Annotated in this window: 11 protein-coding genes and 1 tRNA gene; 7 read left to right on the top strand and 5 right to left on the bottom strand. The window is 59.2% G+C overall.

Going from position 1 to position 12,454, the window contains the following annotated elements:
• Positions 1–46: 46 nt before the first annotated feature.
• The 4 genes from HK24_RS03490 to argC all read right to left on the bottom strand — a co-directional run bounded on the left by HK24_RS03490 (position 47) and on the right by argC (position 3,460).
• Entirely contained in the window at positions 47–1,186 is a 1,140-nt protein-coding gene (locus tag HK24_RS03490; protein ID WP_086633343.1) for an ATP phosphoribosyltransferase regulatory subunit, read from the bottom strand.
• Complete coding sequence (locus tag HK24_RS03495) at positions 1,183–2,340, bottom strand: phosphoserine transaminase (RefSeq protein WP_086633344.1); 1,158 nt, start codon at positions 2,338–2,340, stop codon at positions 1,183–1,185. The genes HK24_RS03490 and HK24_RS03495 overlap by 4 nt, the downstream gene beginning before the upstream one ends.
• Positions 2,341–2,395: 55 nt before the next feature.
• Positions 2,396–2,479, bottom strand: a tRNA-Leu gene (locus tag HK24_RS03500).
• 75 nt (positions 2,480–2,554) lie between these two features.
• On the bottom strand, positions 2,555–3,460 hold the full coding sequence (gene argC, locus HK24_RS03505; RefSeq protein WP_046900824.1) for an N-acetyl-gamma-glutamyl-phosphate reductase: 906 nt from the start codon (positions 3,458–3,460) through the stop codon (positions 2,555–2,557).
• A gap of 187 nt (positions 3,461–3,647) precedes the next feature.
• Between argC and mazG the strand changes: the two genes are divergently transcribed.
• The 7 genes from mazG to HK24_RS03540 all read left to right on the top strand — a co-directional run bounded on the left by mazG (position 3,648) and on the right by HK24_RS03540 (position 11,793).
• Positions 3,648–4,433 carry a nucleoside triphosphate pyrophosphohydrolase gene (gene mazG, locus HK24_RS03510; protein WP_046900823.1) on the top strand — a complete coding sequence of 262 codons (786 nt, stop codon included), beginning with the start codon at positions 3,648–3,650 and terminating at the stop codon, positions 4,431–4,433.
• A 53-nt stretch (positions 4,434–4,486) separates the two neighbouring features.
• Positions 4,487–5,275 carry an SDR family oxidoreductase gene (locus HK24_RS03515; protein WP_086633345.1) on the top strand — a complete coding sequence of 263 codons (789 nt, stop codon included), beginning with the start codon at positions 4,487–4,489 and terminating at the stop codon, positions 5,273–5,275.
• A gap of 97 nt (positions 5,276–5,372) precedes the next feature.
• Positions 5,373–7,802, top strand: a complete 2,430-nt coding sequence (locus HK24_RS03520; RefSeq protein WP_086633346.1) for a membrane-bound PQQ-dependent dehydrogenase, glucose/quinate/shikimate family — start codon at positions 5,373–5,375, stop codon at positions 7,800–7,802.
• A gap of 54 nt (positions 7,803–7,856) precedes the next feature.
• The gene (locus HK24_RS03525; RefSeq protein WP_086633347.1) at positions 7,857–8,345 is read left to right on the top strand and encodes an OsmC family protein; all 489 of its coding nucleotides are present in this window, start codon (positions 7,857–7,859) and stop codon (positions 8,343–8,345) included.
• Between the two features lie 115 nt (positions 8,346–8,460).
• Complete coding sequence (queA, locus tag HK24_RS03530) at positions 8,461–9,504, top strand: tRNA preQ1(34) S-adenosylmethionine ribosyltransferase-isomerase QueA (protein ID WP_198942048.1); 1,044 nt, start codon at positions 8,461–8,463, stop codon at positions 9,502–9,504.
• Positions 9,501–10,667, top strand: a complete 1,167-nt coding sequence (tgt, locus tag HK24_RS03535) for a tRNA guanosine(34) transglycosylase Tgt (RefSeq protein WP_086633348.1) — start codon at positions 9,501–9,503, stop codon at positions 10,665–10,667. Before queA ends, tgt begins: the two co-directional genes overlap by 4 nt.
• Positions 10,668–10,734: 67 nt before the next feature.
• Positions 10,735–11,793: a purine nucleoside permease gene (locus tag HK24_RS03540; RefSeq protein WP_086633349.1), complete on the top strand. Its 1,059-nt coding sequence runs from the start codon at positions 10,735–10,737 to the stop codon at positions 11,791–11,793.
• A 50-nt stretch (positions 11,794–11,843) separates the two neighbouring features.
• Here the strand turns inward: HK24_RS03540 and HK24_RS03545 are convergent, their stop codons facing one another.
• A complete protein-coding gene (locus tag HK24_RS03545; protein WP_086633350.1) occupies positions 11,844–12,452 on the bottom strand; it encodes a nitroreductase family protein in 609 nt (202 codons plus the stop codon).
• Positions 12,453–12,454: the final 2 nt, after the last annotated feature.

The raw sequence follows: 12,454 nt of genomic DNA on the forward strand, positions 1-12,454 counted from the left end.
CTTCCTCGACTTGGTATGCAGAGCAGAAATTAGAAAAAACTGGGGGTCAGAGCGCGTGCGCTGCGCCATTCCGCCAGACATGGGTGCAGCGCAGATGGCGCGCTTCGGCATCAGGCTCTGCATCTACTTCAAGTGCAGAAACCGTCGCAAAACCTTGAGCATGGAGGGCTGCCATAGCCTCATCCTCCAGCCGAACGGGCACATAGCACCGCGGACGGGACGGCGGCACAGGAGCCGCACGCAACAGCGCCTGCGGACGCAACGTCAAACCACAGGCTGGCTCCTGACCCGCAATATACCGTCCACCACGACCCAGCTCTTCACGCGAGGTGGTGGAAAAGACTGTGATGCATAGCCCGGTATGATACTGCCATCCGCGGAAATCCACGGGATCTACCGTCAGACGCAGGGACGGTGCGCGCTCGCGAATAGCGGCAACGGAGGCAACCAGACGCTCGAAATGCGGACGGACGGACGCCGGAAAATCAAGAGAGGCGAGCAGGTCAAGCGCGCGACTGGCAGGACCTGCGGCCTGAAGCATGACCGCGAGAGTGTCCGCTATTGAGCCGCCAAGTTCAGCAACAGAGGCTGCATCCTTGCGGTTCAGCGCCTGAATCAGATCTTCCCGGTCAGCTTCAGGAATAGCAGTCTCAATCAGGCCCAGAGCCAGAGCTGGCATCGAGAGGTCGAAGGACACACCCTTGATGCCAAGCTCCTCAAGTGCTCTGGCGCCCAGCGCCACCACTTCAGCATCAGCCTGTGCAGAATCCGGGCCGATCAGTTCGATACCAGCCTGGGAAACCTGACGGTCAGCTTCACGTCCCGGAGTACCGATGACGATACAGCTTCCGGAATAGGAGAGACGCAGCGGGCGCGGTGCATCCTGAAGGCGGACGCTGGCAATACGGGCGATCTGCGTCGTCATATCTGGCCGAAGGGCCATCATGCGATGAGAGCTTGGGTCCATCAGACGGAACGTCTGAGTGGAGAGCGCACCGCTTGAACCGTTCAGAAGGGAGGTTTCAAACTCCAGCATGGGCGGGCGTACACGCTCATAGCCATGCCGGGAAAATGCTTCCATGACGCAGGCAATACCCCGCGCCTCAGCTTCGGCTTCACCCGGCAGAAGGTCAGAGAAGCCAGACGGCAGAAGGGCAGCGCTCGGGGTCTCGGAATACAGGCTCATGCAGCAAACTCCTCGCGCGTGCACTCATACGCCCAGTCCAGCCACGGAAGGAGAGCCTGAATATCCGCTGCATCAACGGTGGCTCCTCCCCAGATCCGCAAACCAGCAGGGGCGTCTCGATAAGACGCGAGGTCATAGCCTGCACCTTCCTGCGCGACCAGCCCGGTCAGGTGCTTGACGGCCTTGGCCCGGGATTCAGGCGACAGGGCCTCGAACCAAGGTGCTACGATTTTGAGGCAGATTGACGTGCAGGACCGCGTTGCAGGATCGGACGCAAGAAAGGACACCCAATCCGTCTTTTCCACCCATTCCGCTACGACGGCCAGACTGGCTTGCGAACGCGCCTTGAGAGCAGGGAGACCACCCACAGACTCTGCCCACCGCAAACCATCCAGCGCATCTTCTACGCACAGCATGGAGGGCGTGTTGATGGTATCCCCTTCAAACACTGCCTCCAGCAGGCCCTTCTTTCCCGTCAGACGGAAAATCTTGGGCAGCGGACGTGGGGAAGCCTCTGTCAGACGAGCGGCAGCACGGGGGCTGATGGCCACCATGCCATGAGCCGCTTCACCGCCGAGCGCCTTCTGCCAGGACCAGGTGACAACATCCAGACGATCCCACGGAAGGTCCATGGCGAAAGCAGCGGATGTTGCATCACAGATGATCAAACCGTCATGCTCGACGGGAATAGCCTCTGCATTCGGAATGCGAACGCCTGACGTTGTACCGTTCCAGGTCAAAACGACATCGCGGGACCAGTCTACAGCCGCCAGATCCGGAAGCTCTCCATAAGGCGCGTCCAGCACGCGAAGATCTTCGATTTTCAGAACGTCCCGCAGATCCTGCGCCCATGTTCCGGAAAAACTTTCAAAAGACAGCACATCCATGCCGCGCTCACCGGCAATCGCCCAGAGAATCATCTCAACCGCACCGGTGTCCGAAGCCGGAACAACGGCCAGACGCCAGTCTGCGGGAATGCCTAGGATATTTTTTGAGCGGGTGATGACTTCCTTCAGGCGCGCACGGCCTTCAGGGGCACGATGTGACCGTCCCAGCAGGGCCTGATCCAGAGCCGAGAGGGACCAGCCAGGGCGTTTTGCGCACGGACCAGAGGAAAAGAACGGGCGGGAAGGTCTGACAGTCGGCTTGGACATGCTCGTTCCGGGCTAAACGGTCCTCGGGGGCAGCCAGACTGGTGCGCCCGGTTTGTGGTGCGAGAGGGGGGATTCGAACCCCCATGCCTTTCGGCGGTCGATTTTGAGCCGACTGCGTCTACCGTTCCGCCACTCTCGCGCGAACGGCCCAGACCCTAGTGCATTCCTGAGCAAAGGACCAGACCGTGAAAAAAAAATCCCAAACCGTGGAAAATCAGAGACCCAGCATCAAAAGCAGATTCTGGATCGCAGCGCCAGAGGCTCCTTTACCCAGATTGTCGAGACGCGCGGTCAGAACTACTTTTTCTCCCTGCGCATTACCGTGCACACGGAGCTCCATATTGTCCGTATTGGCCAGCGCATCTGCCAGGAGTTTGGGTTCAGACGGCAGAACCCGGACATGGTCACACCCGCGATAAGCTTTTTCAAGCGTTGCCTCCAGATCGCGCGGCGTCGGATGGCCGGGCAAATCCGCAAGGTGAAGCGGGATGGACACAATCATGCCCTGCGGAAAGTGTCCTACGGACGGTACGAACACCGGCTGGCGCGTCAGGCCGGAGTAGTGCTGGATTTCTGGAAGATGCTTGTGCTCCAGCGTCAGCCCATAAAGAAAAAATGCCGGGCCGCCATCCCGTTCATGCGCTTCGATCGCAGAGCGCCCTGCCCCACTGTAACCCGATACGGCATTGATGGAGATGGAGTGGTCTGCTGGGACAAGTCCAGCGCGAACCAGCGGCCGCAACAGTGCAATTGCACCCGTCGGATAACAGCCAGGATTCGCAACATGGGTCGCACCGCGGATCAGAGCGCCCTGATCTTCATCCAGTTCCGGCAGACCATAAACCCAGCCATCGGCAATCCGGTGCGCCGTACTGGCATCCAGAATACGGACGTTCAGACCCTCTGCCAGAGCAACAGTTTCACGCGCTGCATCGTCTGGCAGACAGAGAATGGCAATATCCGCCTGCGCCAGCAGGGCACGCCGTGCCTCAGCATCTTTTCGCAGAGCCGGATCAATCGATAGCAGTTCGAAACCGTAACTTTCCGGCAGGGCCTCGATACGCTGGCGGATGCCCAGCCCCGTGGTTCCTGCTTCTCCGTCGATAAAGATCCTGGCCATGTATTTAAAATCCGGTCTGCAAAAAATGTCCGGCCTGTCCAAGCAGCCGGGCTGGCCTTCTTATCGCGTTACCCTTGGTGCTGTCATCCCGTGAGAGCGGTTCGTGCGCTCTGTGCTTTCTGTCTGTGCAACGAAAGAGTATGCTTTGGGGTCAGGCCAGACGCCAGATCATTACCCAGGAGCTGTTATGACCCAGACCCACCCTGTCCGTCAGATTGACCGCCTTCTGGACATCATGAAGCGCCTGCGCGACCCGCAGAGCGGTTGCCCGTGGGACGTGGCACAGACACCCGAAACCATTGCGCCCTTCGCCATAGAAGAAGCGTATGAGGTGATGGATGCCATCGCCCGGGATGACAGTGATTCCTTGCCGGATGAACTCGGGGACCTGCTGCTACAAGTCGTATTCCAAGCGCAAATGGCTGAAGAAAAGGGCCAATTTGACTTCGAAACCGTTGCCGGAAAAATCGCTGACAAGATGGTCCGCCGTCATCCCAACATCTTCAGCGATGTAGAACACGACGAAGACCTGTGGGAACGCACGAAAGAAACCGAGCGCCACGCCAAAGCAGAATATGGCGCACTCGCTGGTGTGGCCCAGCACCTGCCTGCCTTGGTCAGAGCCGCCAAACTGTGCCGCCGTGCAGCGCGCGTCGGGTTCGACTGGGATGATGCGTCGGGCGTGCTGGAAAAGGTTCAGGAGGAAATTGGCGAACTTAAAGCTGAACTGGACGGAGACCGCGACCGGATCGAAGACGAACTGGGGGACGTCCTGTTCACTGTCGCCAGTCTGGCACGCAAGCTGGGCATTGACCCGGAGGCCGCATTGCGCCGCAGCAACCGGAAGTTCACGCGCCGTTTCGAAGCCATGGAAGCCAGCCTGGCCTCTGAGGGTAAAACAATGGGCGAGCAAAATCTGGAAACGCTGGAAACGCTTTGGCAGACGGTCAAGAAACAGCCGGGGATGCGCTGATCGTTACCCGATCATCTTCCTCAATTTTACCTCGCCCCTAAGGATACTTTGATATGGACCTCCAGATTTCCGGCCGCAAAGCTCTTGTTCTCGGCGCCTCTTCCGGCCTAGGCCGGGGCGTTGCGGAGGCGCTGGCGGCAGAAGGGGTCCATATCGTTCTGGCTGCACGCGCCAGTGACAGACTGACAGAGGCTGCCATGGCCATTGCCAGTCAGCACGGCGTTCAGACGGCTACACTGCCGGTTGATCTGTCGAATAGCGCCTCCGTTGAGGAATTTGTTCAGGCCATCCGCACGCAGCATCCGGATATTTCCATTCTGGTAAACAATACCGGCGGCCCCTCTCCATCAGGTGTCGAGGGCATCTCCGGGGACACATGGAAACAGCAGTTTGAAACCATGGTTCTGAGCCTGTTCAGGATTACGGATGCGGTACTGCCCGGTATGAAGGAGCGCCGGTGGGGGCGCATCCTCACCATCGCTTCATCTGTTGTGGTTGAGCCGAATATCAGGCTTGGCGTCTCCGTCACATTACGCTCAGCACTCGCAGGCTGGTCCAAAACACTTGCGACGGAAGTGGCGCCCTATGGGGTGACGGTCAACATGCTTCTGCCCGGCCATATTACAACGGATCGAACCCACTTCCTGGCAGAGGCCGAAGCCCGCAAGACGGGCAAAACACCGGAGGCTGTTCAGGAAGAAAAGGCCAGCAATATTCCCGTTGGACGTTACGGCAGTGTCGAAGAGTTCGGCGCAACTGCGGCTTTTCTCGCCAGTACGGGTGCTGCCTATATAACCGGCAGCATGATCCGTATTGATGGTGGCGCACTGAAGTCGATCTGAAGCAGTCGGGCGCAAAAGAACGCCCTATTTTCTTTTTTAGGAAACTGCGCTCCCCCCTGCGGGATTAATCCTTTCGGTTACCCCAAAGGAAAATTCCATGCCGCCTACGCCTAGACGCAGTTCGTTCCTGCCCCTTGTAACTGGCATCTTACTCGTTCTGCTCGGCCTAGGTCTGGCCTTGCCCGGTTTCTGGCTGATTGGGCTGGGAGGCTCTTTCTACTACGCCATCGCAGGCGTTCTTATGGTGACGTCCGGCGTTCTGATGATACGGCTGCACCCCGGTGCTTCCGCAGTTTATGCCGCCCTTCTGCTTTATACGCTTGTCTGGGCATTGGGGCGCGTAGGCCTTGATGGCTGGCGCCTTCTCCCGCCTCTTGCCCTGCCAGCGGGGATGGGCCTGTGGGTATTCAGTCCATGGATTACGGGACGACTGCTCCAGGGCACGGAGCGTCGTTCCTTCGGCAAACCCGTTGTTGCAGGCGGCATGGCATTCTGCGCGGCACTGTTTGTCTTCGTGTTTGCCTGCGGATGGCACATTACCGCCTCACGCGACCAGCAGTTCAATCCGTTCCCCGGGGAGACCGGTGCGACCCTTCCGGGCGCGGACCAACAGGCTGCCAATGACTGGCAGTTCTATGGCGGCACTCCGGCCGGAGACCGCTTTGCCATGCCAACCCAGATCAATGCCGCCAACGCACACGACTTGAAAGTGGCGTGGGTCTATCACAGCAAGGATCTGCCACGCGCGGGCGAGAACTCCCGCGGGCGGGAATTCAGCTTTGAATCAACCCCCATCAAGATCGGCAACCGGCTGTTTTTCTGCACGCCGCACCGAGATGTCGTGGCGCTTGATGCAACATCCGGAAAGGAAATCTGGCGATATTCGCCGGGTGGGGAATTCGGCAAGAACATCTATCAGGCCTGCCGTGGCGTTTCCTACGTCAATGCGCCGGGAACAGACTGCGCCCATCGCATCGTCTCAACAAATTCCAGCTCCCCTCCAACCCTGTTTGAAGTCGATGCCGACACGGGAAAACTCTGCGAGAGTTTTGGCGATCATGGCGTTGTGGATCTCCGGGGTGGGATGGGAGCTATTCCACCCGGCTTTCACTTCATCACCTCCCCACCCATGGTGCTACATAACCGCATCATGACGAGTGGCTGGGTCTATGATGATCAGACGGTTGGCGAGCCCTCCGGCGTCATTCGTGGCTTTGATGCCATTACGGGCCAACTGGCCTGGGCCTGGGACATGGGCCGCACACCGACCAACAAACCCCTGAATCCGGGCGAAGTCTTTACCCGCGGCACCGCCAATGGTTGGGGCGTCTATACGGCCGATTCCGGGCTGAACATGGTTTACGTCCCGCTCGGGATTGCCACGCCTGACTATTTCGGTGGCAAGCGCCGGAGCTTTGACGAGAAGTATGACAGCTCCCTTGTCGCCTTGGATATCACGACGGGCGAAGAGCGCTGGCATTTCCAGACCGTTCATCATGATCTGTGGGATTTTGACCTCCCGGTCGGCCCATCTCTGGTGGATCTGCCAGATGCCCACGGCACCCTAACCCCCGCCTTGGTACAAACAACCAAGCAGGGCGAACTCTTCGTGCTGGACCGTCGAACCGGAGCCCCATTCTATCACGTTCAGGAAACGCCGGTACCTGCCGGGGACACGCCGGGCGAGCACTATTCGCCGACGCAGCCACTGTCCGTCGACATGCCCAATCTGCGCCGCCCTAATCTGACAGAAGACGACATGTGGGGCGCGACCCCATACGATCAGATGTTCTGCCGCATTGCCTTCCGCTCCATGCGGGACAAGGGCCTTTTCACACCGCCGAGCCAGCAGGGCACCGTGGGGTTTCCAGCGTTTGATGGGGTGGCAGACTGGTATGGCGGCACCATCGATCCGACGCATGGTGTCATGTATATCAACACCACGTTCATTCCGTTCCTGATGACGCTGGTGCCACAGGAAAAAGCTCTTGCCAAAGGGCTCTACAAATCCTGGCATGACTGGGCACAGCCTTATCCAGAGCCTGTTTTCACAAACAATCCCCAACATGGCCTGCCCTTCGCGGCCGTCGTGAAGCCATGGCTTGGCCCGTTTGGCGCCCCTTGCCTCGCACCGCCTTGGGGCAAGATGCAGGCGATTGATCTTGTTCACCGTCGAGTCATCTGGGAGCGGGCTTTGGGCACCACGAAGAATGTTGGCCCGACGAACATGCTGCGGATGCCAGTCGGCCTGCCCACCAGCGTCTTCTCCATGGGCGGCAGCGTGACCACGCCAAATGGTCTGGTGTTCATGGGCGCGCTGGCCGATCAAAGCTTCCATGTTCTTGATGGGCATGACGGCCATACGCTCTTCAAGACGGAACTGGACGCCGGCGGCAATGCCACGCCGCTGACCTATATGGGGGAAGACGGCCGGCAATATGTCGTGCTGGCTGTGGGCGGCCACGGTGGGCTAAAAACGCGCAACAGCGATGAAGTCGTGGCCTTTGCATTACCCAAAGCCCGATGAACATACTGTCTTCCTGCCGTCAGGGCAGGAAGACAGCAGGAGGCAGGATCAAACATGGCCGGAAAACAGCACACTTATTCCGTGAACGTTGTCTGGACCGGCAATACCGGAACCGGCACATCCTCTGCCCGCAGCTACACGCGCGATTACGATATTATGGCGCCCGGCAAGCCGACGATTGAAGGTTCGTCTGATCCTTCTTTTCGCGGAGATCCTGCCCGATGGAATCCTGAAGATCTGCTTCTGGCGTCCCTGTCGGCCTGTCACAAACTCTGGTTTCTAGGGCTCTGTGCGCAGGCTGGCATCGTCGTCACGGCATACGAAGACCATGCCACCGGCGAAATGGAAGAAGACCGCACCGGCGCTGGGCAGTTCACGTCCGTAACGCTTCATCCCCGCGTCACCCTGTCCGCTACGTCAGACGCCGAGAAAGCACTGGACCTGCACCACAAGGCGCACGACATGTGCTTCATCGCACGATCGGTCAATTTTCCGGTCATGAACGAGCCTGTTATCGTTCATGAGGGCAAGCAGGACGCCTGAAACGCATCCACCTCGACGGCTTGACGCCAAAAAAAATCGCCTTTTGACCGAAAAGATGCGCCGGGTCGGCTGGTCCGGCGTTTTCATGTTGGCTGAACCTGCTAGAGAGCATCCCATGACGGATGAACTCGCCACGTTCGACTTCGAACTGCCCCGCGACCATATTGCGACCGAACCCGCCAGACCGCGTGACAGCGCAAAGCTGCTGCATGTGCGTTCCGGAGAAGCGCCCGATCTGCGGATCATACGCGATCTGCCTGGCCTGCTGCGGGAAGGTGATCTGCTGATTGCGAACAATACGGCCGTCATCCGTGCCCAGCTTTCCGCCACGCGCGGTGAGGCAAAAATCAGCATTACGCTGGACCGGATTCTGGCTGACGGAAGCTGGCATGCGCTCGCCCGTAACTCTCGCAAGCTGAAGCCGAACGATACGCTGAACTTTGGCGATGATTTGGTCACGGCATCTGTTGTGGAAAATGAAGGCGATGGTGCCGTCAGCATCCGCTTTTCCGTCGAAGGGGATGCGTTCGACGCATTCCTAGAGCGCGTGGGCGCATTAGCCCTGCCGCCTTATATCGACCGTCCTTTCGGGCCGACCGCTCAGGATGACAGCGATTACCGAACAATCTTTTCCGAACATCGCGGGGCTGTGGCGGCTCCCACTGCTGGTCTACATTTCACGCCAGACCTTCTCGCCGCGCTCGACGCAAAAGGCATCCAGCGCCGAACACTGACGCTTCATGTCGGTGCTGGCACGTTCCTGCCCGTTCGATCCTCCATTGCCGAGCATCGCATGCATGCAGAATGGGGCGAGATCGACGCGGAAACGGCGCAGGCCATCAATGAAACACGCGTCCGCGGTGGCCGTGTTGTTGCTGTCGGAACCACGTCTCTCCGCCTGCTGGAAAGTGCGGCGCAGGAAGACGGTACGGTTCAGCCCTGGCGGGGCGAGACGTCCATTTTCATCAAGCCGGGCTATCGCTTCAAGGCGGTGGACCTGCTCATGACCAATTTCCATCTGCCGCGCTCGACGCTCTTTATGCTGGTCTGCGCGTTCAGCGGCACCGACACCATGCGTGAGGCCTATGCCTACGCCATCGCCAACGGGCTGAGGTTCTATTCCTACGGCGATGCCTGCCTTCTGGAGCGAGCACCATGACCGAACAGGCCACAAAAATGACGTGGGTTCCGGAAGCAACCTGCGGTCAGGCCCGCGCCGGCCATTTGCACACCCGTCACGGCACTGTCCCGACCCCGACCTTCATGCCGGTTGGCACTGTTGGCACCGTGAAGGGCATGACCATGGATGCCGTTCGCTCCACGGGCGCAGGCATTGTTCTGGGCAACACCTACCATCTGATGCTGCGCCCGACGGCGGACCGCGTGCAAAAGCTGGGGGGTTTGCACAAGATGATGGACTGGTCCGGCCCGATCCTGACGGATTCCGGCGGGTTTCAGGTCATGTCTCTCGGTGCGCTCCGCAAGCTCGATCAGGACGGCGTGACGTTCCAGTCCCATATTGATGGCAGCAAGCATCGCCTGTCTCCTGAGATCTCAACGGAGATCCAGTACAAGCTGGATGCCACCATCAGCATGGCGTTCGATGAGTGCCCGGCCCTCCCCGCCACGCCGGAAGCGCTCCGCAAATCCATGGAACTCTCCATGCGCTGGGCGGCCCGCTCACGTGAGGCGTTCGTGGCACGTGAGGGCTATGGCCAGTTCGGCATCGTACAAGGTGGCACCGAGCGCGACCTGCGCGAATATTCCATCAAGGCGCTGACGGAGATCGGCTTCGAAGGCTATGCGATCGGCGGTCTGGCGGTGGGTGAAGGTCAGGAACTTATGTTCTCGACCCTTGATTTCACAACGCCTATGCTTCCGCAGGACAAGGCGCGCTACCTGATGGGCGTTGGTACGCCGGACGATCTGCTGGGGTCAGTCATGCGCGGGGTAGACATGTTCGACTGCGTGATGCCCTCGCGTGCCGGTCGTACGGCGCGAGCTTATACGGAGCGCGGCTACATCAACCTGCGCAACGCCCGCTTTGCCGAAGACACGCGCCCGCTGACACCGCATGACGACAGCCCGATGGCTGGCCGTTATACCCGCGCCTATCTGCATCACCTGTTCCGTGCTGGTGAGATGCTCGGCCCAATGCTGCTGACATGGCACAATCTGGCCTACTACCAGCGCCTGATGCGGCAGATCCGTGCCGCTATCGTGGACGGTACTTTGAACGAACTGGCCATCAAACTACGCGAGGATTGGTCCAAGGGAGACTGGACCGAAGATGAATGGCCCATGCCCTCTCTCGCTTTGTAAGTTTTCATTCTGATCCTGTTCCAATAATGTGTTTCCCCAACGACCTTCGGCTTTGGGGAATACGGATTTGAAACGCTTTAATGCAGGCCTGGCTCTTGCCGGGCTTCTCTGTGCGGGCAGTGCTCTGGCTGCGCCCCATAAGGAAGAAATCAAGGTCCTTGTTGTCGCCAACTGGGAAGTCGGCGCGGACAAGGGCGATGAGCCTGGCGAATATCAGGACTGGGTGGAGCGTCTCCATCTTGACGAAGAGCGCCCCATTCGTGGCGTACAGGAAAAGCTCCGCCGCAATGCGGATGGCGTTTATGGCATCGCCCTGAAAAGCGGCAGCATTGACCTGCACGCTCTTGCCCTCGATCCGCATTACGATCTGACGCACACCTACTGGATTTTCACCGGCATTTCTGGCGTGAACCCGAATGTCGCGTCTGTTGGGAGTGTGGCCTGGGCACGCTGGGTTGTAGATGGAGACGCATTGCGGGAAATCGATGACCGCACCGTTCCAAAAGGCTGGCCGTATGGTCTGTATGCCATCGGGGCGGACAAGCCGGACACGCTGCCAGCCAACGCAAACCATTATGGCTCTGTCACGGATGTGGCGGAACTCAGCAAGGCGTATCCGCTCAATCAGGGTCTGGCGAACTGGGCCTTCAACCTGAGCAAAAACACTCCAATGGCAGACGATCCTGCCATTGCCGAGCGCCGGAAAGCCTGGAAAGGCTTCCCCAACGCCCAGAAACCGCCGATGCTCATTATGGGTGAGACGCTTGGGGCGCTTCGTTACTGGCACGGCCCGTCCCGCAACGAGTGGGCGGAAAAATGGGTCAAGCTCTGGACGAAGGATCAGGGCCAATTCGTCATGACCAATGAGGAAAGCCAGACCTATCAGCTTGATATGCGGACATTAGCCCGTCTGGGATATGTCGATCTGAACCGCGTCATGGTTCTGCGCTCAGGGAGCAATTTTGATATGCCCCCTCCAGGCGTGCCGATCACCGAGAGCATCGGGGACGAAGCGCCCGGCCAGAAGCTCGCGTTCGATAATAACGAGCGTGCCGGTGAGCCGGTTGTCCATGAACTGATCGCGCATTGGGCAACGTACCGGACGCATATTCCTGGACAGGACTAAAACCATCAGGCTCTGGACAATGCAGCAGCACCGTCCAGAGCCGATTTTTATCAGAACCGGTTTTCGATCATGATTTCGGAAACCGGCAGCGCACCGCCCGATGGCTTCGGAGCAGACGCCGCCTTCCCGATGGCCACGAACATAACGATCTCATGGTCTTCCGGCAGGTTGATGAGCTTGCCGACGGCATCGAAGTCAAAACCATCCATCGGGCAGGTTCCATATCCCATGCTCTCGGCCACCAGCATGATGGCAGCAGCAGCCATGCCACAGGACCGCATCCCCTCATCCCGCTGCACCTGCTCGCGCCCCCGGTAATACTGGTCGATGGCGCCAACCATGTACTCCCGGACGGCGTCAGGGGCGTTTTCCCAATATCGCTCCGGCGACTTTTCCCAGGCCTTGATGTCTGCACACAGGACGATCAGCGCAGAGGCATCCGTTACCTGCGACTGGTCCCACGAAACGGCACGCACCTGCTTGCGTAATTCCGGGTCTTTGAGGGCCACGAAACGCCAGTTCTGGATATTGAACGCCGTCGGCATCCGGCGCGCCAGACCAAGAATGGTTTCGAGGTCTTTCTCCGGCATGATGTGCGCGGCATCGAAATGCTTGGTCGCACGGCGCTGAAGAATGGCGGAAGAAACGTCGAGAGTCATGG

The organism is Gluconobacter sp. DsW_058, assembly GCF_002153615.1.
In the GTDB taxonomy this organism is placed as follows: Bacteria; Pseudomonadota; Alphaproteobacteria; order Acetobacterales; family Acetobacteraceae; genus Gluconobacter; species Gluconobacter cerinus.